Below are 20122 nucleotides of genomic sequence, written 5' to 3' on the forward strand. Positions count from 1 at the left end.
CCATTTTTAATTGTTGATTTTCTTTACGCAATTTTCTGAGTTCTTTTTCCTCATCAGTTAGATTATCAACAACATTAAATGAACCACTATTTTGATGATTCTTAATCCATTTATCTAACGCCGAAGGGGTTAGATCGTATTCTCTAATAATATCAGATTTAGATTTTCCGTTTTCAAACAAACGGACCATTTGAAGTTTAAATTCTGGAGTAAAGGTTCTTCTTGTTCTAGCCATAAATAAATCGCCTACTTTCTTAATTTAACAATACATTCTCTCAGGAGACTTGTCCAATTAAGTGTAGACGATTCAATAGACACTTTGTATAAAAAGAGTTATGGTGCATTTATAAGATAATGGGGGGATTCAAGATGAGTCAAGAAAATATTGATAATAAATTAGGTCAAGCGTCTGGTAAATTAAAAGAAGCTGCAGGTAAAGCAGAAAACTTAAAAGGCAAAATTGAGGAAGTTTCCACTGATTTAAAAGATTCTATCAAAGGTGCTATTGAAGGTTTGAAAAAAGATAAAGACTAATTAGAACTCAGGCAGTCCGTTATGGATTGCTTTTTTTGTTCGTATAATATTTAGTGGCGAATATCATAGTGGCATGAAAAGATATTTAAAATCAAAATTAGATTGAGAGTATGTGGATAACAATATGAAGAATTAGTAAGAGTACTTTACATCTGAACATAAACATCAGTTGGATGAGTATTATAGACCAGAGTGGTTTTTAGCGTCCATTTAACAGTCATTAGGTGTCTTAATTAGTTATTTGTGTAAAGTAGCTTTACATTTACATGTTTTGCCTGTATTGTAGGACAAGTAGTAAGAAGTAACTAAATAAAGAATCGTTTTTTCATAGTAGTATGTAAATCATTTTTGTTTAATTAAGTTTTATTGCAATACAAAGTGCCTAAGACGCACACAGGAGGATTTACATTATGAATAACGGTACAGTTAAATGGTTTAATGCAGATAAAGGTTTTGGGTTTATCACAGGTCAAGACGGAAATGATGTTTTTGCACATTTCTCAGCTATCACAGGTGACGGATTCAAAACATTAGAAGAAGGTCAAGCCGTGTCTTATGACGTAGTTGCTGGACAACGTGGCGATCAAGCTTCAAATATCGTTAAACTTTAATATAAATAATAATGGTATTGGGCAATCTGAAAGGATTGTCTTTTTTTGTTTAGAAATGTATCGATATATAGAGCGTTTGGGATTATAATGTGGGTGATGATATATGAAATGGGGCGTATAGGGATGGAATCTGAAGAATTTATTAGTGAAATAAATAAAGGACTTAATACAAAATATGAGATTACTATTCCGATTTTATATTTAGAATTACCGAATATTTTTACAAATTTAGAATTTAATTCATATAGATATGGTAGGTTCTTTATTGAACCTAAAAATATAGATCAAGATTACTATCAAATTTTTGGGACGACAGGTTTCGATGAAATAACAAATAATCTAGTTTTCTATTCTTGTGATAAATTCCTAGAATGTACGTTTAATGACAATATTACTTTTATGAGAGTGGTAAATACATTAAATATATTTTCGCAAGCTTTATGGTTAGTCAAGGATAATTGTATTAATTTTAAATTAGGTTTTTTTATAAATATGATATACAACGTGGTAGACAAATTAGAACAAATGTGTTTAATTCTCTTTCAAATGGTAAGTTTGAAAAAGTTAAATATAATATGAGTGAGATTAATGATGCTATTGGATTAATGCCTGTTATACATAATTGTTACCCTAAAAAAATATCAATGAGATCTCTAAAAATATGGAGGGAATTATTCGAGAAGGATCTAGTACAATCAGTAACTATTCAAGCTTTGTAAAAGCTCAACAATATTTAACTTCAACTAGAAAAGAAAGTTTTATACCTGCTAAAATTGCAAATTATATTTCAGTGTTAGAATGTCTTTTTGCAGTAAAATCAAATAATACACATAATTGCGCTGAAAGAGTTTCTAGATTCATAGAGCAAGGTGATAGTAGAGTAGATTTATACAAGAAAATGAAGAAAATATATGGTGTACGTTCTTCATATGTTCACGGTGGAGAAATTAAACATTCTCATGATTTAGAAGAATATTCAGTAGAGTTGGATGAAATTGTAAGAAGAGTATTTAAGAAGTTTTTGACTGAATTTCAAAGTTTTAACTATTTACCTAATAATAGTAAAAAAATTGATAAATATTTTATTGAAGTTGAAAATTCTAAAGGTATAATTTCTTCTGAAAAAGTTTTTAATTAAAATAAATTATACAAAATAAAAAATATTTAACCGCACTGGTGTACTTGGTAGTTTTTCATAAGCATTGGCGTGTGGAAAGGTTGTAATTGAATACGTTTTTGAATACGTCTTTTAAACTTACTAGCATTTTATAGCATATATAATAGTAGATAAAGGTTTATTTTATGCGTTTCTTACTTATCGGAATTTACAAGAATCTTACATCAGAAAAGAACGTGGAAGATAATCAAAATCATTTTATACTTCAAGAATTGCTTAATATAGCTGTTCTTGAAGTTTTTTTGTTGTATTATTCTTAACACTTTAATGGGATGATTATATTTGTATAGAGAATTAAAAGCAAAATATAAAGAAAGCCCCCTAAATCTTTTACAGATTTAAGGGGCTATATAGCAGGGATATTAAAATTTAGGCTTTATTAGTTGATCCGAAACGATCCATAGTGCGTTTTACTTCCGCTACAATTGCTTCTTTACCAGGTGCAATTACTTTACGAGGATCATATACTTTTGCATCGTCATTTAATTTTTGACGAACCGCAGCTGCCCATTGTTGTTGTAGTTCAGTGTTTACGTTTATTTTACAGTGACCACGTTCAATTGCTTTTTTGATTTGATATTCAGGAATTCCTGAACCACCGTGTAAGACAAGTGGAGTTTTTGTAGCTTCCGAAATAGCTTTCATTTCATCAAAGCCTAATTGAGGTTCTCCTTGATAAGGTCCATGAACAGATCCAAGCGCAGCAGCTAAAGCATCAATTTCTGTTTCTTGAACCATTCGGATACACTCATTAAGGTCTGCGTATTTTACGCCCCCGATAACACCATCTTCTTCTCCACCAACAGTACCAACTTCTGCCTCAACAGAAACACCTTTAGAATGTGCATATTCAACAACTTTTTTAGTGTTTTCAATATTTTCATCAATTGGATGAGCAGAACCATCATACATCACAGATGTATAACCTTCGTCAATAGCGTTGACACAGGTTTCATAAGAAGATCCGTGGTCTAAGTGTAAGGCAACCGGAACGTTAATGTCCATAGTTTCCATTAGTGCATTCACCATAGCAGTGACAACTTTTGCTCCACCCATATACTTAGTAGCTCCCTCAGAAACACCTAAGATGATTGGAGAGTTAGCTTCTTTAGCTGCTTGAAGAATAGCTTGGGTCCATTCTAAATTGTTGATATTGAATTGACCAACACCATACCCTTCTTTAAGTGCCTTGTTCAACATATCTGTCATATTAACTAGTCTACTCATTTATATAACACTCCTTTAAAATTTGTTGTTGATACGAATACATTATACATGATTAAAGAATCTTTCACTAGACTGATTTAAAGATATTTGTGATAAATAAATTTTATTTAAGATTGTCAGAAAAGAAATAGATTATCCAATTATAAGAGTAATTCAGGATGATAAGGGGGTAAATTGTCTCTCAATTTTTGAGATTGTTGGTCTAACATTTTACCAATATCTGTATCGGCGACTTGTTGGCGTCTAGCTCTTTCTGTCACAATAAACTGCTTGGGCAAAATGTCACGTTTAGATGCAATGGCATCTTCTTTGGTAGTGAATGGAGAATGCGCACAAATATATATTTCATGTGAATTATCGACTAATGTATAGCCAGCAATGCCAGTTACTTTTTGATACGGTTTTGCTAAGCCTCCATCAATGACAAGCATTTTACCATTTGCTTTAACTGGTTTTTCTCCTTCAAGCGCTTTAACAGGTGTATGGCCATTAATAATATAGCCACTTTTCTCAAGTTCAAACTCTTCTAAGATTTTGTTACAAAATTCTTCTGAGTCTCTTAAGCGATAGTACGGGTTTTGAATTTCTTTGTGAGTTTTTTTATCGGTTAGGAAATATCTTTCAAATGTTTTCATTGAGTGTTTTCCAAAGAGTGTAGACACTTCGCCACACCATAAATACCAAATTAAATCGGTGTCAAAATCTTCCTTGGAACGCTTGTTTCTGAAAGAAGCCATAATGGCTTTTTCGAAGCGATCCATTAATGATTTTCCTTTTAAACGCTCGTCTTCTAATTCGATTTCCATGAACTCACCTTCTTCGGTACAGGGTAAGCAGCCGTGGAAGAGTAAATTTCCATTGTAGGCTTTGTACATGGTCCCATGTAATACTAGAAAGTTAATATGTCTTTCTAGTTTTAAAGAATTCTGAAATTGGTTGAGGAGATCGAGCAGAATCAATTCTTCTCCTAAAGTCAATTCATAAGGATTATCAGGATCGACTCTTTGAAAGCAACCATTTTCAATAGGGTAACTTTCACCTTCAAGAGTAATAGAAGTTTGATCTTTGGAGAGTTTATCTAATAAAAGTCTCTTCTCCATTTTAAATTCAGGTCTCCGAAGAATTAATTGACTTTCAACTTTAAATTGCATAATGGAAATTGCTTGGTGCATGAGAGTGATATCATCGATTTCCTCTTGCGTTAAATGGGAGGTATCTCCTCGAGGGTGAAAAGCTTTATTATCTTGATAATATCTTCGACCATATTTAGCTAGTCTGGATAAGTCTATTTCATAATCTTCTAATAAATGTGTATGGCCGTATCGCAACTGGATACGTAAAACATTGGTGAGACAGGCCATGGAGCCTGAATAGGCACCAATCCAAATAATATCATGGTTACCTAGCTGAATGTCTAAAGAAGGAATTTCCATCAGACGATCGACAATTTTATCTGGATTTGGTCCACGGTCATAAATATCACCCAGCACATGAAGATGATCCACTACAAAACGCTGAATTAAAAGGGCTAAAGCTACAGCAAAATGGTTAGCAAGGTTGAGATCAATAATAGTGTTGAAAATCGTGTGGTAATATTTGAGTTTGTTGGATTCCTCATCATATTGATAAATGAGTTCTTCTAAAATATAATCATAAGGTTTAGGAAGGGCTTTACGAACTTTAGAACGTGTATACTTACTAGAGACATGTCTTGTTACTTGAACGAGCTGGTCTAAAAGAGTGATCCACTCATCCTTAGTTTTATCTGCAGTTAGTAAGATATCTTCGGGATAATAAATATTAAAACATAGGTCTAATTGTTCTTCTTTAGTAAGAATGTCATCAAATAGATCGGCTACTTTAATACTAATAACGCCAGAGCAGTTTCTTAATAAATGATCAAAAGCTTCAAACTCACCATGTAAATCACTAATGAAATGTTCGGTTGATTTTGGTAATTGTTTGATCGCTTCAAGATTGATAATCTCGATTAAATCATCTACAATCTGTGATTCAGCTTGTTTATTCATATCTCCCGCCTCATTTTCTATCTATTTTTAAAGCGTTTGCTTTTATAGTTACTAAACTAGATAACTTTTACTATTTTGTCAATAACCTTGTTAAAAGTATCAGATTTGATATACTAAAAATTGGCTAATAATCGCCAATATTTGAAAAGAGGGATGAATCATGACACAATTTAAAGAACAATTTGAAGCTTTATTAAATGAGAAAAAGTTACCTGCTAAGTATCAGGAAATTCAAGGTGGTAATCATCTTTATCGTTTTCAATTTCGGATTAGTGAAGACCGCATTCTCATTGTCGAAGTAATTATTCAAGATAGTGATAAAGAATATTTTGATGTTCAAGTTATTTATCGTCATGTTCATGTATTGAATGATTATAGCAAACAAAATGATGCCCTCAGCTTGATTAATGAATTAAACGGTATGCGAACTGGATACTATCATTTGTATTTAGCAGGAGATGGAGAAATTTATCTACGTAATTTAATGAGAATTGGACATGATCCTTATCCACTCTATGAAACAATAGTTGTTGGGTCTGGGATTGCACGTAATTTACAAGCAGATTTCGAAAAGAAACTTGGGCCTTCAGCCAAAATATAATCAAAGAAAGGGGGAAAATGCTTGTTTATAGATTATATTCAAAAAAGACCAGTCTTAAATTTTGCATTTCAAATATTTATTGCAGTTGTTGCTGCTTTGTCTACGGCGGTTGGGTTAAATTTATTTCTAGTACCGGGTGATATTTTTTCTTCTGGAACAACAGGGATTGCGCAGATAATAAATTATTTTGCGGATCAAATTCCAGTGATCGGTCCTTTACTAACTATAGGGAACTTATTTTTGATTTTGAATATTCCAATCATCATTCTTTCTTGGGTCAAATTAGGCAAGCATTTTACGGTTATGACACTTTTAGTAGTTGTTCTATCTATGATAGCTACTAATATGATTCCAGTTATTCAAGTTTCAGCTAATCCTTTATTGAATGCTATAATGGGGGGAGCCATTGCTGGAGTAGCTTCTGGGATTACGATCAAATATGGAATGTCTTGTGGCGGGCTAGATATTATTTCGTTAGTTCTTTCACGAATTACCGGTTCTAATGTTGGTTCTTTAGGCTTTGCGATCAATTTATTGATTATTTTAGCCTCTGGTTTGTTATTTGATTGGGAGTATGCGCTTTATACTCTTATCTCTATCTATGTTTTATCAAAAACAATTGATGGAATTCATACGAGCGAGCATCGTTTGACTGCCTTTATAGTGACCAACCAAACGGATGACGTGGTAAATGCTATTTATAAATCAATTGTTCGAGGCGTGACGATTTTACAAGGTCAAGGTGGCTATTCACGGGATAAACGAGATGTCTTGATGGTAGTGATTAACCGTTATGAAATGTTCTCTCTTCAGAACGCAGTGAAGCAAGCAGATGATAATGCTTTTGTGAATATTATTCACTCAACAAAAGTCGTCGGTCATTTCTTTACTAGAGATCAACAAAAAGCGATGAAGTGGCAAGTTAAAAAAGTTGAAAAAGAACAGCAGCAGGATTCTGATGATAGCGAAGGTCTTTTGAGCTCTAACCTCGACTTTGACCAACTCTATGAACAGGTTCCAGATATGGAAGATTAATAGCAAGAATAGAAAAACAAGCCTGTAGTATTATTTATACTCTAACAGGCTTGTTTTCTTATTTTTAAATATTTTAATTGGTACTAGATAACGTTCTAGTCACGAGATACGTGCATTTTAAGCATTTGGATCACCTTAACCTTTCTTTAAAATTTGAGTTAATGACAATCCCAACACTCCTTTCACTAATTTATCCCACTTGTCGACTGAGGATAAAACTAAAATAAAATACCTACTGTTAGAGACTAACAATAGGTATGTGAGTTAATTATTAAAGTTATAGATGCTAAAGCCTCATAGAAAAGTGGTCGTGAAGATAGTCCAAGCATTTTGATAAGACTTGGAGTTACGAAAAGGATTTTTACTTGTTTAGTAAAAATATCCATTTTCTCACTCCTCTCAAACTTATCTGCTATTCCCTAACCTTCAACTAAATTATACGAATAGAGTGCCGATTTGTAAAGAGATAGCTAAATGAATGTGAGTTCAAAGGTATCGATTAGATACTTGGCAAGTCCATCTTGATCATTAGTAAAATCAGTCTGATCATCGGCAATAGCTTTTATTTTTGGAATAGCATTTTTCATAGCGACACCTCGACCTGCATAATCGATCATTTCAAGATCATTATCTTCATCACCAAAAGCGAAGATATTCTGTCTAGGAATATGATAGAAATCAGCGATTGTTTTCACTCCAAGGGATTTATTAATCCCTTTTTTGACTACTTCAAGAACTGGAAATTCTCCTCCCCAGGTACGTACTGATACAATGTCCCCGTATTTTGTTAGAATTCTTTTTTGAATGGATTCTTGCTTCTCTTCTCTGGAAAAAAGTGTCAGAGCAGTTGGGTTTTGGGTAAGAGATTTTCTACTAAGTTTGACATATTTCGCATCGCTAGCCGGATAAAAGGGTGAATCAGGTAATTTAGTTGAAGAAGTATAGAGTTGGTTAATTCCCTCAGCGCATATTAAATCAATTTCTAGTTCTTCTTGATGGCTAAAAATTTCAAGGGCAATTTCTCGATCAAGTTCTAAATGATACTGGGGTAACCAAGCTTCTTGGTTAGGGAAATGGCAATAGGCACCGTTAAAGTTAACCATTGGACTTTTTATGTTAAGTTGCTGATAGATTCCAATACTTGTACGGAAAGGTCTTCCTGTAATGATGACAATCATATGGCCCATATCTGAGAGTTTTCGAAGGGTTTTGATTGTTAAGTCGGTTAATTGTGATTGATTATTAAGTGTTGTACCATCAAGATCAATGGCAATTAAATGTTGTGTCATATTAATCCTCCTAGATTGTTCTTTGATTATAGCAAAATTTTCCTTCAACAAGCAAAAGAACTTGAGATAAAAGATGGTTAGATAAATCAAGTTAACATCTTGGAGAATTAATTGAAGTAGGGTAGAATAGATTCTAGAAATGAGGGATAGTATGGACTTAGAAACGATGCGTAATGCAAGAGATTTAACTCCGATACAAGAAAAAATAGTAGACTGTATTTCAAGTGTGATTGACCCTGAACTTGGCATCGATATTTTGAATTTAGGTTTGGTATATCGCGCGGATCTTAATTCAGAAGGTGCTTTGGCTATTTTGATGACGTTGACAACGCCGATGTGTCCCTTGGCAGATGTTATCATAGATGAATTGAATTTAGCTTTTAAGGATGTGAGTGAAGTTAAAGATGTTGAGGTGACTTTGACTTTTGATCCGCCTTGGTCTCTAGAAAAGTTATCTCGCTACGCTAAAATTGCATTAGGAGTACTATAATGGGAATTCTTATACAGGATTTTCAAATTAAAACCTCTAAAGGTTTTATATTAGGCAACGAGCTTATTTTAACTCAATTGAAAGATCAGTCTTTACCTCTGGTTGTTTTTTATCATGGTTGGACGGGCTCTAGTGATGCACATATTCATTTTGCTGTTGAAATTGCGAGACAAGGTTTTCGAGTTATCGCTCCCGATGCTTTGTATCATGGTCGAAGAATGATTGAAAGTCAGATTGAGTTAGATCAATTTTTGGAAGTTTTATCTGCTAATATCAATGAATTTGAAGACATTATTGAACATTATCAAGAGACGATTGCAAATCGTTTTGTTGGAGTTGCCGGAATGTCCATGGGCGCGATAACTAGCCTATTATTATTGAGTAAGTTTTCTTATATTTCTGCTGCTGTTTCACTCATGGGAACGCCTAATATTACAGATTTTATTACCAGAAAATTAGATGTATTGAGTGAAAAATCTGATGAATTGACGATTCAAACTGTTAGAAAAAATTATCCGCTAATTTTCCACAATGATCTAAGTCGAAATGTTGAAAAAATATGTCACCGCCCCTTATTTATGTGGCATGGTGAAAATGACACAGTGGTGGACTTTGATTTAACGAATGATTTTGTGAAGCAGTATAAAGATACTCCGGAATTAGAATTTCTTTACTATTTGCATGAAGCGAGTGATCATAAAGTGCCCTTTAAAGAAATTGTCCGAATGGGAGAGTTTTTTAAGGCATCTTATCATCAAGAAAAAAATCAGATCTGGACAGTTACTCAGTCGACTATGACAAAAAGGTTAGGACCTTTCTAAATTTAGCTTGATGTATTGTAAGAAAGGAGCATGGCTTGAATTCTCGTAAACAATGGATTAGTCATAAGATTGAATTAAGTCACAAAATGGGAGAAACATTGAGCGAAAAAATAGGAGTTTTTGAGTTTGAAATTGTTCTATTAGTGGCTCATTCTTTAATCGCAACTGATATTCGAACGGGTTTCCCTGTATTAGCATTTCATGAGCGTCAGGAAATTGATCGAATTATTAATCAGCGGTTTCACCTTTATAAAAAAGATAACGATGCTAATTCTAGCCAGGTATTAATTTGGTTAAGTGGTTTTGTAGGAATTGTTGAGGAAGTTCTTGTCAATCATTATGAGGCACACTCAGATATTGACTTTGATTCCATGGCTATTAATATTTCTCTTAATTCATATGTTCCGATGCAAATGCAAAAAAAAGAGTGAAAAAAGAAGTACAAATTATTGACCAATTTTGACTAATGGTATATACTAAGTAAGAGCTCTAGAGAAGAGCTTTTATTATAGATTAAAATCTTTGACTATTTTTGACATTTAAAAAGGAGTGACGCATATGATTGAAAAAATGACTACCACGATGCAAACTGCTATGGCAGAGGCACAACAAATTGCAATGACGCGTCAGCATCAAGAAATTGATGTTCCACACCTCTGGTTAATCTTTATACAAGCAGACCACTTTGCTGCAAAAATATATGAGGATTTAGGTGTAGATCGTAAAGCATTTCAAACATTCATAGAATCTGAAGTAGATAAAATAAGCCAAGTATCGGGTGCGAATATTCAATATGGGCAGCAAGTGAGTCAAAGAATGGCTCAGCTAATTGCAGAAGCTTCTAGAATCGCACAAGAATTGGGCGATGAATATTTAGCAACAGAGGTTTTCCTTCTTGCATTGTATGCTCAAAAAGGAAATCCTTTGACTAAGTGGCTAGTGCAAAAGAGTATTACAAAAGAAATGATGCAACAAAGAATTGAGGAATTACGAGGAGGCGATCGAGTGACTTCACAGAATCAAGAAGAAACTTATGAATCATTAAGTAAGTATGCAACCAATTTAAACGAAGCCGTTAAGGCTAATAAATTGGATCCAGTTATTGGTCGAGATGAAGAAATTAGGGATGTTATTAGAATTCTTTCCCGTAAAACAAAAAATAATCCAATTTTAATTGGAGAGCCGGGTGTCGGCAAGACCGCAATTATTGAAGGGTTAGCTCATCGAATTGTACGAAAAGATGTTCCTGAGAATCTTAAAAATAAAGAGATTTTCTCTTTAGACATGGGATCATTGATTGCAGGGGCAAAATATCGAGGGGAATTTGAAGAGCGATTAAAAGCCGTTCTAAAAGAAGTAAAGGAATCTCAAGGAAGTATCTTATTATTTATTGATGAAATTCATATGATCGTGGGTGCAGGTAAAACAGAAGGATCGATGGATGCTGGAAACTTGCTCAAGCCAATGTTAGCTAGAGGAGAATTGCATTGCATTGGGGCTACCACACTAGACGAATATCGTGAAAATATTGAAAAAGATAAAGCATTAGAGAGAAGATTTCAAAGAGTATTGGTTCAAGAACCAACCGTAGAAGATACGATTTCGATTTTGCGTGGTTTAAAAGAGCGGTATGAAATTCACCATGGAGTAAATATACATGACAATGCTCTCGTTGCAGCGGCCACCCTTTCAGATCGTTATATTACCGATCGTTTTTTACCTGACAAGGCAATTGATTTAATTGATGAGGCATCAGCAACAATCAAGGTAGAAATGAATTCAATGCCAACAGAAATGGATACTGTCAATCGTCGATTGATGCAATTAGAAATTGAAGAAGCTGCTTTGAAGAAGGAGACAGATGATGCGAGTAAGAAGCGTTTAGAGCATTTACAAGAGGAATTAGCTGATTTGCGAGAAGAAGCTAATCAATTAAAAATGCGTTGGGAAATTGAAAAAGAAGCTGCAAATCTACTACGTGAAAAACGCGAGATGCTAGATAATGCAAGGCGTCAATTAGAGGAGGCTGAAAGTAATTATGATCTTGAAGCAGCAGCCAGACTTCGTCATGGAGAAATTCCTGAAATTGAACAAGAGCTTCGTGAATTAGAAGCAAAAGCAGAAGAGCACGTTGATGAAAATTCAGATAGACTAACCCAAGAAAGAGTAACAGATGTTGAGATAGCAAAAGTAGTCGAACGACTAACTGGAATACCTGTTAATCGATTAGTGGAGGGCGAGCGTGCTAAATTGATGAATTTAGAAGCTACTCTGCATAAACGGGTGATTGGACAAGAAGAAGCAGTAGAAAAAGTTTCTGAAGCAGTTTTACGTTCTAGAGCTGGCTTACAAGATCCAAGTAAGCCGATTGGATCTTTCATCTTCCTAGGTCCAACAGGAGTAGGGAAGACCGAATTAGCTAAGTCATTAGCAGAAATATTGTTTGATGATGAGAATCATATGGTGAGAATCGATATGTCTGAGTACATGGAAAAACATTCGGTTTCTCGTTTGGTTGGAGCCCCTCCTGGATATGTCGGATATGAAGAAGGCGGTCAATTAACAGAGGCAGTTCGTCGAAGTCCATATTCGATTGTCTTATTAGATGAAATTGAGAAGGCTCACCCTGATGTTTTTAATATTCTTTTACAAGTGTTAGATGATGGTCGATTAACCGATTCAAAAGGACGTTTAGTTGATTTTAAAAATACGGTTTTAATTATGACCTCAAATATTGGTTCTCACTTATTATTAGAAGGTGTAAGTGAAGATGGAAATATTAAACCTGAAGCTGAAACTCAAGTCAATCAAGCCTTACGCCAACACTTTAAACCTGAATTTTTAAACCGAATTGATGACATTGTGCTATTTAAACCACTTACTAAGGAAAATTTACGAGGAATTGTAGACAAATTCTTAGGAAATCTTCGTAACCGATTAGATTATCAAGACATTAGTCTTGAACTTTCGGATGAGGCGTTAGATTGGATCGTTGAAAATGGGTATGATCCAGTATATGGGGCTCGCCCTTTACTACGGTTTATTACCCGTGAATTAGAGACTCCACTTGCCAAGTCTTTAATCGCAGGTGAAATCTATCCTAATACTACAATTAAAGTTGAATTGAAAGAAGATTCACTTGGTTTTACAATAAAAGACTAAGTTAGAGACAAATTACTATCACATGAGCTAGCTATTTCTTACATAAGAAATAGCTAGCTCTTTTTTTCTTTAATGTTTAAGATAACTATAAAATATTGAGTAAAAGTGATAAAATTAAGAAGATTAGGAACGATGGAGAGGAATATGGTATGAAGCAAATAGAAAAATTAGATCGAATAGTAGTGCGGTATATTCTACTCATAGCGGGATTAGTATTATTAATTTTTAATTATCAGCTTATTTTTGCTTGGATTGGTAAATTGTGGTCTGTTTTAACTCCAATTATAGCGGGAATAGCGATTGCTTACGTTTTGAATATTTTGATGGTGAAATATGAAAAAGTACTTTGGAAAAAGACGAAGAAACCAATCCTATTAAAATTGAGACGTCCTTTTGCTATTATGTTATCTTTTTTGACAATTATTATCGTATTATTATTTGTTTTAGGATTAGTCATCCCTCAAGTATATAATGTTTTTTCTGAAGCTGTTTCAGCTGTGCCAGTTTTGTTTGAAAAGTTAGAACTTTCACTTAATAATTTAGAAGAATGGTTACCTGACGAATCAAATGAATTTCTGAAACGATTCCAAATCGATTGGGACATGATGCTAAGGAATATACGAGATTGGAGTAATACTTTAGTTTCGGGAATTGTTAATACTACTATATCGACGGTTGGTTCTTTAGCGGGCTTTCTTATCAATGCTGTGCTAGCTTTGATCTTCTCTTTTTATTTGTTGTTATCAAAAGAAAAACTAATGGATCAATTTATTCGTTTGGTAACAACCTATACTAAGGCGCCAACATCCCGTCGTATTTTTTATTTATTGACAACTTTGGATGACTCTTTCAAACATTTTTTAACAGGCGAAGTAATTGATGCGACTATTTTAGGTATGTTAGTTACTTTGGGAATGTGGGTATTTAGATTCCCGTATGCAGGTATGATTGGAGCCTTAACTGGAGTATTTGCCTTAGTCCCTATGTTAGGAGCTTATATTTCAGGAACGATTGGAATGTTACTTATCTCAGTCCAGTCAATCCCACAGGCTTTATGGTTTATTGTTTTTATAGTAGTGGTACAACAATTTGAGGGGAACGTGGTTTATCCACGTGTAGTGGGAGAATCGTTGGGCTTGCCTGGTATGTGGGTTCTGTTTGCCGTAACTATTGGAGGAGGCTTATTTGGGATACCAGGAATGTTACTAGGGGTCCCCTTGGCATCGGCAACGTATAAAATCATTCGAAAAGATGTGAAGGAAAGAGAGAAATACTCTCTAGCAGAACGCAAAAGCTTCATCAAAATGGCCCGAAATGACTCTTTAAAGCAGGTAGAGGATGATATCGAAGATCAGAAAATTTAACAAAATAGAAATTAGGCAGCTCTAGGGCAAGTTTACCTATTAAATGTTAAATGAACCTAATTTTATCATATATCTGAGAGCGGATACATGGTATAATAAATGCAGAGAGGAGGTAAAGAGTTGGACATAGTCATATTGGTCGGGATTTCTCTTCTTGTGTTAGCTCTGTTTACGAGACATTCATGGTTCGTAATACCACTGGCACTTATTTGTTTTGTGATGTACTTTGGTGTCACTCAAGACAGAATACTTCTATCATTGTTGTTTATTATTGGAGTAGGATTAATTCTGATAGAATTTTATATTCCTGACTTTGGACTAGCTGGAATAATAGGCTTTGGAGCAAGCGTTTACGCTCTCTGGTTAAAATTAGAAAATTTAACTCATTTAGCTCTGCTATTGTTAGCTTGTCTTATGGTGATTGTAGCAGTGGCTAGCATTTTGATAAAATCAGGATTTGAGTTATCAATTAGTCCCAATTTTATTTTAGATAGGACCGTTGGAGAAAAACAAAAGATGTTTCCTGAGAAATCGACTTTACCAGAAGTAGGATCTATTGGAAAAGCAATGGTTGATTTAAAGCCAGTGGGAAGGATCCAAATAAAGGATACAATCTATGATGCATATAGTATGGATCAGATGATTTCAGCTGGAGCAGCTGTAAAGATAGTCAAAATTGAAAAAAATAAAATTTATGTGAGGAGAGAAGTCATTGGATAATATTAATCCAGATTCCACTTTATTAACAACAGGTATCATTTTTATTCTAGCCTTAGTACTCATTGCAATCTTTTTACGATTTGTGCCATTAGGGCTATGGATTACAGCTTATTTTTCGGGGACTAAAGTCTCAATTGGAGACCTAGCAGGGATGAGATTACGCCGTGTCAAACCTGCCCATATTGTAAACCCAATGATTAAAGCTACAAAAGCAGGAGTTCCAATTGAAACAAATCAATTAGAAGCTCATTATCTCGCAGGAGGAAATGTTAACCTAGTGGTTGATGCATTAATTGCAGCTCAAAGAGCAAATATTGATCTTGAGTTCGAACAAGCGGCAGCGATTGATCTGGCTGGACGAAATGTATTTGAGGCAGTTCAAGTTTCAGTAAATCCTAAAGTTATTGAAACACCTGTTATTGCAGGGGTTGCTATGAATGGGATTGAAGTGAAAGCTAAAGCAAAAGTAACGGTCAGAGCTAATATTGAGCGCTTAGTAGGTGGCGCTGGTGAAGAGACAATTATCGCAAGGGTTGGTGAAGGGATTGTTACGACTGTAGGTTCAGCGAAGATGCACTCAATTGTATTAGAGAACCCTGATTCAATCTCACAAACTATTTTGAAAAAAGGATTAGACTCAGGAACAGCATTTGAAATTTTATCCATTGATATCGCTGATGTAGATGTTGGAAGAAATATTGGAGCAAAACTTCAGGCAGATCAAGCTGAAGCGGACAAGAAAATAGCTCAAGCTAAGGCTGAAGAACGACGCGCAGTTGCGGTTGCGGTAGAACAGGAAAATGTGGCAGAAGTTCAAAAAATGCGAGCGAAGGTGGTTGAAGCCGAATCTGAAGTTCCATTAGCAGTAGCGCAAGCGTTCCGAAATGGACAATTGGGTGTGATGGATTATTATAAATTAGAAAATGTACAGGCAGATTCTAAAATGCGACAAACCATAGCTGGTGAAGCTTCTCATACTCCAGAAAATGAGTGATAAATATGGGATTATTTGAAATCATTGCGATTGTTTTCTTTGGTTTAGCCTTGACAGGTAATAAAAAGAAAAAAAATGATAAAAAAGAGACTGGGTGGAGTCAAATGGAACTTTCCCCTCAAGAATCTTCTGAAAAAGCATCTCAAAGAAGACTAGCTAATTATAAACGTCCTGAAGATCGACTTAAACAAAAACGATCTAGTAAAGCAGATGTTTTAGAAAAGTATTATGCAAAAATTCCAGTTGAATATCATTCAATTTTGAAAAAATATCAGAAACAATTAGAACATATGCCGATGAATTTACTCCGTCAGGTTCTGGACGGTATGGCATCTGGCCAAATGACGATTCAAAAGAAAGCCCAAGATTTTGAGAAATATCCTCAGGTTAGAAAAATGTTAATAAAAATCGCTAAAGAAGTTAACTCTGTGACAGACCGAAATCAAATGGGTGGAAGCAATGAAATATTTAATGAAGAGAGTCATGATGAGGAACTGACGAATGAGGAGAAAGAAGATAGCGAAAGAATCGGTGCGATCCCTGATTCAATTAAAAAAACAGATATTAGTGTCATGGAGAAAAGTTCTAAAAAGGAAAAAACAAAAATGTCAAAATCTCAAATAAGACAAGCAATCATTTGGTCAGAAATTCTTCAAGCTCCAAAAAGCTTAAGATAGCAAATTTTATTGAAAGTTTTATTAAAATTTTGTATTATACCCCTTCAATCTAAACTTTGATTGAGGGGGATTTTTGATGGATATTATTACTTTAAATTCCAAAAATTGATTGGAAGAAACGTAATATATTTAAAAAGTTATGTTTGGCTTCAATCCAAGAATATGAAAAGTATTCTTTACGATGACCCCTGAAGCTCCTGCCCAAACATTTAAGGTAAAGTTTGGCAGAACTCTTAATTTCATTCTGTTCACTCAACTCAAGTTGATTAAAAGCTGATCTTAACCGATTTAAGTGTAATTGGGGTTCGGCATACCATTCATTAATCGATCTTGCCTGAGTTGCATTGATCAGTGTAAAGATTGTCTGTGTAAGATACTTGCGAGATGCTGGTGAATAGTTTTTGAGCCACTCTTTATTTGCTTTGTCAATCATTCGACTGGTTACATTTGTTTGATGAGTTCGCTCAAGTTGTCGCTCACAAATCACCCAGTTTGACACATCGTGTTGTTTAAAGCCAGATAGTTTGCTCTTGATAACGATCGGTTGACTTAAGTGAAAGAGCATCATACCGACAATTGAGTCATTAGGCACAATTCGTATTTGCTTCTTACAGGCTTGGATCATTCCTTTTCTTTTTAAAGTGACCAAGTGATGACCTGGAGAATCAAAAGTATAAATAATTAGTATCCGATCGAGAGCTGTTTCGCTTATTTGACCTGCTGCATATAAGGCAAGATGACCTCCTTTAGAATGACCAGAAAGAATAATCTTGTCCTCTGGAAAATGCGTCAAGACATTCTGCAAATATTGGGTGGCAAAGAGATGTGCTGGAATTGAAGATTGATAGGCCAGCATGAAATCTTCTTTCCAGCCGATAATTAGATCATCTGTTCCCCGATAAATAACATTAATAAACAGATCATCAATGATCATGCATAAATAGGCAGATTGAGTTTCGATTTTAAAATCAATTTTATTTTGAAAAGCAAGGAGTTGAATGGATTGATAACGAGCAGAATCTGCGATCGCTTCTATTAAACCTGTGCGATGGAGTGAGGCTAGCGGAGCATTGCGGTCCATAAAGTATTGAGCTAAAGGCTGATAGAGCTGAAAAAGTTTTTTTAAAGAGATTGCTTTATTCTTATCAAAATCATGACTGATAAAATGTTCAATAGGTAAATAAACAATTTCATTTAAAATTAACGCATCTACTTCATTAAAAGCTTCTTCTTTAAAAGTTAGATGGCCATATTTTTGAATATAATCATGCATACTAGACATATCACCCCTCCTAAGCAAATTGTTTAGTTTTATTATGAAAGAAAAGACTTGCAAATTCAACTAACTTATTATAAAGTATTAGGAGTGCTTTATGCACAATTCACACGCAAATGGATAGTTTGTAGGGTGCTTTCAGCTGAAAGTCTACATACTAGGTGAAACTTGCGGAGGAAAATAAAAAAACCAAAGGAGAATTTTGTATGGCAGTAATTTCAATGAAACAATTATTAGAAGCAGGTGTACATTTCGGACACCAAACACGTCGCTGGAATCCAAAAATGAAACGATATATTTTTACTGAGCGTAATGGTATTTATATTATCGATTTACAAAAAACAGTTAAATTAGTGGATGAGGCATATAACTATATGCGTGACTCTGCAATGGATGGTGGGGTTGTCCTTTTTGTGGGAACTAAGAAGCAAGCACAACAAGCTATTCAAGAACAAGCAGAAAGAGCAGGGCAATTTTACATTAACCACCGCTGGTTAGGCGGTTTGTTAACCAACTGGGAAACGATTCAAGGACGTATTCGTCGCTTGAAAGCAATTGAAAAAATGGAAATCGACGGAACATTTGATGTCTTACCTAAAAAAGAGGTTGTAGAGTTAAGAAAAGAATGGGATCGTCTAGAGAAGTTTTTAGGTGGAATTAAAGATATGCCAAGAATACCGGATGTTATCTTTATTGTAGATCCACGTAAAGAACGTATTGCAGTTCAAGAAGCTCAAAAATTGAATATTCCAATTGTTGCAATGGTTGATACAAACTGTGATCCAGATGAAATTGACTATGTTATTCCAGCGAATGATGATGCGATTCGTGCAATTAAATTAATTTCAACTGCAATGGCAGAAGCAGTCATTGAGGCTAATCAAGGTCAAATCGATGTTGATACGGATGAGCAAGGTGACAAAGAGTTCTTTGATAACCTATTTGAAAATAAAGAAGAGAATACTGAAAATACAGAAGTGACTGAAGCAGAAGCAACAGAAGCTGAATAATAACGATCAAAGACTAAGCTGTTGTTGAGTTGCGCATTGCAGCTTAATGGCAGCTTTTTTTAAAAATTAAAGTTTGTGCTTTAGCTAGTCAGGTTATTTTGATATACTAGTTAAGGTGGTAACCAAGTAAGATATTCCAAGGAGGATTTATACAATGGCAAATGTAACAGCAAAACAAGTCAAAGAATTACGTGATATGACAGGTGTTGGTATGATGGATGCTAAGAAAGCCTTAGTTGAAGTCGATGGTGATATGGATCAAGCTGTTGATTACTTACGTGAAAAAGGATTAGCAAAAGCGGCTAAAAAAGCAGATCGTATTGCAGCTGAAGGTTTAACAGCAAGCCATGTTGAAGGAAACGTAGCAGCATTAGTAGAAATTAATGCTGAAACTGACTTTGTTGCTAAAAACGAAAAATTTGTTTCATTGGTAAAAACTGTTGCTGAAACAATTGCAAAAGGACAACCAGCAGATATGGATGCTGCCAATGCATTAGAAGTTAATGGTCAAACCATTGCTGACTTAATTACAGAATCTACAACTGTTATTGGAGAAAAGATTTCTTTCCGTCGTTATGCTTTGCTAACTAAAACAGATGAAGATGCGTTTGGTGAGTATGCACACATGGGAGGACGTATTGGTGTAGTGACTGTGGTAGCTGGTTCTCAAGATGAATCTGTTGCCAAAGATGTTGCGATGCACGTTGCAGCTATTAATCCTAAGTATCTTAACCGTGAAGATGTTGATCCGGCTGAAGTAGAGCGTGAAGAAAGTGTTCAACGCGAAATTACTTTAAATGAAGGAAAGCCAGAGAATATTGTGGATAAAATTGTGGCAGGTCGTATGAGTAAGTTCTACAGTGAAGTAGTATTAAATGAGCAAGCTTTTGTTAAAGATGGAGACCAAAAAGTTGCGGATTATGTTGGATCCAAAGGTGGAAAAGTGACAGATTATGTTCGCTTTGAGGTTGGAGAAGGTTTAGAAAAACGTTCAGACAATTTTGCGGATGAAGTTGCAGCTCAAATGAATAAATAGTTATTTAACAACTGATTCATATTCCCCAGTTCATGCTGGGGCTTTTTTTAAGAAAAAAAGGAAAGGTG

At 34.7% G+C, this 20122-nt stretch carries 21 protein-coding genes; 16 read left to right on the forward strand and 5 right to left on the reverse strand.

All coding sequences use genetic code 11. The features are described 5' to 3' along the window. Nucleotides 1–235: transposase (locus HZY91_RS00005; protein WP_197113173.1), on the reverse strand; the 235-nt coding region annotated here is incomplete at its 3' end. A gap of 134 nt (nt 236–369) precedes the next feature. Between HZY91_RS00005 and HZY91_RS00010 the strand changes: the two genes are divergently transcribed. From HZY91_RS00010 to HZY91_RS00025, 4 genes are all read left to right on the forward strand, one after another. Beyond that, nucleotides 370–534 (forward strand): CsbD family protein, encoded by a 165-nt coding sequence (locus HZY91_RS00010; RefSeq protein ID WP_197113176.1) that lies wholly within the window; start codon nt 370–372, stop codon nt 532–534. A gap of 410 nt (nt 535–944) precedes the next feature. After that, nucleotides 945–1145 carry a cold-shock protein gene (locus tag HZY91_RS00015; protein WP_197113178.1) on the forward strand — a complete coding sequence of 67 codons (201 nt, stop codon included), beginning with the start codon at nt 945–947 and terminating at the stop codon, nt 1143–1145. A 123-nt stretch (nt 1146–1268) separates the two neighbouring features. Further along, the gene (locus HZY91_RS00020; protein ID WP_197113180.1) at nt 1269–1724 is read left to right on the forward strand and encodes a hypothetical protein; all 456 of its coding nucleotides are present in this window, start codon (nt 1269–1271) and stop codon (nt 1722–1724) included. Between the two features lie 82 nt (nt 1725–1806). Beyond that, nucleotides 1807–2283 carry a HEPN domain-containing protein gene (locus tag HZY91_RS00025; protein ID WP_197113182.1) on the forward strand — a complete coding sequence of 159 codons (477 nt, stop codon included), beginning with the start codon at nt 1807–1809 and terminating at the stop codon, nt 2281–2283. Nucleotides 2284–2691: 408 nt separating this feature from the next. Here HZY91_RS00025 and fba read toward each other — a convergent pair whose 3' ends face one another. Beyond that, a complete protein-coding gene (gene fba, locus HZY91_RS00030) occupies nt 2692–3549 on the reverse strand; it encodes a class II fructose-1,6-bisphosphate aldolase (RefSeq protein ID WP_197113184.1) in 858 nt (285 codons plus the stop codon). Between the two features lie 140 nt (nt 3550–3689). Beyond that, nucleotides 3690–5579 (reverse strand): fructose-1,6-bisphosphatase, encoded by a 1890-nt coding sequence (locus HZY91_RS00035; RefSeq protein ID WP_197113186.1) that lies wholly within the window; start codon nt 5577–5579, stop codon nt 3690–3692. 160 nt (nt 5580–5739) lie between these two features. Here HZY91_RS00035 and HZY91_RS00040 point away from each other — a divergent pair, with 160 nt between their 5' ends. After that, on the forward strand, nt 5740–6180 hold the full coding sequence (locus HZY91_RS00040; protein WP_197113189.1) for a hypothetical protein: 441 nt from the start codon (nt 5740–5742) through the stop codon (nt 6178–6180). A gap of 21 nt (nt 6181–6201) precedes the next feature. Then, nucleotides 6202–7215, forward strand: coding sequence for a YitT family protein (locus HZY91_RS00045; RefSeq protein WP_197113193.1), 1014 nt, complete (start codon nt 6202–6204; stop codon nt 7213–7215). A 470-nt stretch (nt 7216–7685) separates the two neighbouring features. On the opposite strand, the gene HZY91_RS00050 is transcribed toward HZY91_RS00045, so the two are convergent. Continuing rightward, nucleotides 7686–8504 carry a Cof-type HAD-IIB family hydrolase gene (locus HZY91_RS00050; protein WP_197113196.1) on the reverse strand — a complete coding sequence of 273 codons (819 nt, stop codon included), beginning with the start codon at nt 8502–8504 and terminating at the stop codon, nt 7686–7688. Nucleotides 8505–8655: 151 nt separating this feature from the next. Between HZY91_RS00050 and HZY91_RS00055 the strand changes: the two genes are divergently transcribed. From HZY91_RS00055 to HZY91_RS00090, 8 genes are all read left to right on the forward strand, one after another. Then, complete coding sequence (locus HZY91_RS00055; protein WP_197113199.1) at nt 8656–8994, forward strand: metal-sulfur cluster assembly factor; 339 nt, start codon at nt 8656–8658, stop codon at nt 8992–8994. Continuing rightward, a complete protein-coding gene (locus tag HZY91_RS00060; protein ID WP_197113202.1) occupies nt 8994–9815 on the forward strand; it encodes an alpha/beta fold hydrolase in 822 nt (273 codons plus the stop codon). Before HZY91_RS00055 ends, HZY91_RS00060 begins: the two co-directional genes overlap by 1 nt. A 35-nt stretch (nt 9816–9850) precedes the next feature. Beyond that, nucleotides 9851–10246, forward strand: a complete 396-nt coding sequence (locus HZY91_RS00065; RefSeq protein ID WP_197113205.1) for a hypothetical protein — start codon at nt 9851–9853, stop codon at nt 10244–10246. Nucleotides 10247–10373: 127 nt separating this feature from the next. Then, entirely contained in the window at nt 10374–12977 is a 2604-nt protein-coding gene (gene clpB, locus HZY91_RS00070; protein ID WP_197113209.1) for an ATP-dependent chaperone ClpB, read from the forward strand. 149 nt (nt 12978–13126) lie between these two features. After that, entirely contained in the window at nt 13127–14341 is a 1215-nt protein-coding gene (locus tag HZY91_RS00075; RefSeq protein ID WP_197113211.1) for an AI-2E family transporter, read from the forward strand. Nucleotides 14342–14461: 120 nt separating this feature from the next. Beyond that, nucleotides 14462–15061, forward strand: a complete 600-nt coding sequence (locus HZY91_RS00080; RefSeq protein WP_197113214.1) for an NfeD family protein — start codon at nt 14462–14464, stop codon at nt 15059–15061. A 1-nt stretch (nt 15062) separates the two neighbouring features. After that, on the forward strand, nt 15063–16055 hold the full coding sequence (gene floA / locus HZY91_RS00085) for a flotillin-like protein FloA (protein WP_197114520.1): 993 nt from the start codon (nt 15063–15065) through the stop codon (nt 16053–16055). A gap of 5 nt (nt 16056–16060) precedes the next feature. After that, complete coding sequence (locus HZY91_RS00090) at nt 16061–16732, forward strand: hypothetical protein (RefSeq protein WP_197113217.1); 672 nt, start codon at nt 16061–16063, stop codon at nt 16730–16732. A gap of 91 nt (nt 16733–16823) precedes the next feature. Here HZY91_RS00090 and HZY91_RS00095 read toward each other — a convergent pair whose 3' ends face one another. Further along, nucleotides 16824–18014 carry an Mbeg1-like protein gene (locus tag HZY91_RS00095; protein WP_197113220.1) on the reverse strand — a complete coding sequence of 397 codons (1191 nt, stop codon included), beginning with the start codon at nt 18012–18014 and terminating at the stop codon, nt 16824–16826. A gap of 200 nt (nt 18015–18214) precedes the next feature. Here HZY91_RS00095 and rpsB point away from each other — a divergent pair, with 200 nt between their 5' ends. Further along, nucleotides 18215–19018, forward strand: a complete 804-nt coding sequence (rpsB, locus tag HZY91_RS00100) for a 30S ribosomal protein S2 (RefSeq protein ID WP_197113222.1) — start codon at nt 18215–18217, stop codon at nt 19016–19018. 154 nt (nt 19019–19172) lie between these two features. Beyond that, nucleotides 19173–20054, forward strand: a complete 882-nt coding sequence (tsf, locus tag HZY91_RS00105; protein ID WP_197113226.1) for a translation elongation factor Ts — start codon at nt 19173–19175, stop codon at nt 20052–20054. Nucleotides 20055–20122 lie beyond the last annotated feature (68 nt).

The organism is Facklamia lactis (assembly GCF_015863205.1).
In the GTDB taxonomy this organism is placed as follows: Bacteria; Bacillota; Bacilli; order Lactobacillales; family Aerococcaceae; genus Facklamia; species Facklamia lactis.

Excerpts from the sequence above, each read along its gene's own strand:
- HZY91_RS00010 (WP_197113176.1), top strand. The coding sequence starts at position 370 with ATGAGTCAAGAAAATATTGATAATAAATTAGGTCAAGCGTCTGGTAAA.
- HZY91_RS00015 (WP_197113178.1), top strand. The coding sequence starts at position 945 with ATGAATAACGGTACAGTTAAATGGTTTAATGCAGATAAAGGTTTTGGG.
- HZY91_RS00020 (WP_197113180.1), top strand. The coding sequence starts at position 1,269 with ATGGAATCTGAAGAATTTATTAGTGAAATAAATAAAGGACTTAATACA.
- HZY91_RS00025 (WP_197113182.1), top strand. The coding sequence starts at position 1,807 with ATGGAGGGAATTATTCGAGAAGGATCTAGTACAATCAGTAACTATTCA.
- fba (WP_197113184.1), bottom strand. The coding sequence starts at position 3,549 with ATGAGTAGACTAGTTAATATGACAGATATGTTGAACAAGGCACTTAAA.
- HZY91_RS00035 (WP_197113186.1), bottom strand. The coding sequence starts at position 5,579 with ATGAATAAACAAGCTGAATCACAGATTGTAGATGATTTAATCGAGATT.
- HZY91_RS00040 (WP_197113189.1), top strand. The coding sequence starts at position 5,740 with ATGACACAATTTAAAGAACAATTTGAAGCTTTATTAAATGAGAAAAAG.
- HZY91_RS00050 (WP_197113196.1), bottom strand. The coding sequence starts at position 8,504 with ATGACACAACATTTAATTGCCATTGATCTTGATGGTACAACACTTAAT.
- HZY91_RS00055 (WP_197113199.1), top strand. The coding sequence starts at position 8,656 with ATGGACTTAGAAACGATGCGTAATGCAAGAGATTTAACTCCGATACAA.
- HZY91_RS00060 (WP_197113202.1), top strand. The coding sequence starts at position 8,994 with ATGGGAATTCTTATACAGGATTTTCAAATTAAAACCTCTAAAGGTTTT.
- clpB (WP_197113209.1), top strand. The coding sequence starts at position 10,374 with ATGATTGAAAAAATGACTACCACGATGCAAACTGCTATGGCAGAGGCA.
- HZY91_RS00075 (WP_197113211.1), top strand. The coding sequence starts at position 13,127 with ATGAAGCAAATAGAAAAATTAGATCGAATAGTAGTGCGGTATATTCTA.
- HZY91_RS00090 (WP_197113217.1), top strand. The coding sequence starts at position 16,061 with ATGGGATTATTTGAAATCATTGCGATTGTTTTCTTTGGTTTAGCCTTG.
- HZY91_RS00095 (WP_197113220.1), bottom strand. The coding sequence starts at position 18,014 with ATGTCTAGTATGCATGATTATATTCAAAAATATGGCCATCTAACTTTT.
- rpsB (WP_197113222.1), top strand. The coding sequence starts at position 18,215 with ATGGCAGTAATTTCAATGAAACAATTATTAGAAGCAGGTGTACATTTC.
- tsf (WP_197113226.1), top strand. The coding sequence starts at position 19,173 with ATGGCAAATGTAACAGCAAAACAAGTCAAAGAATTACGTGATATGACA.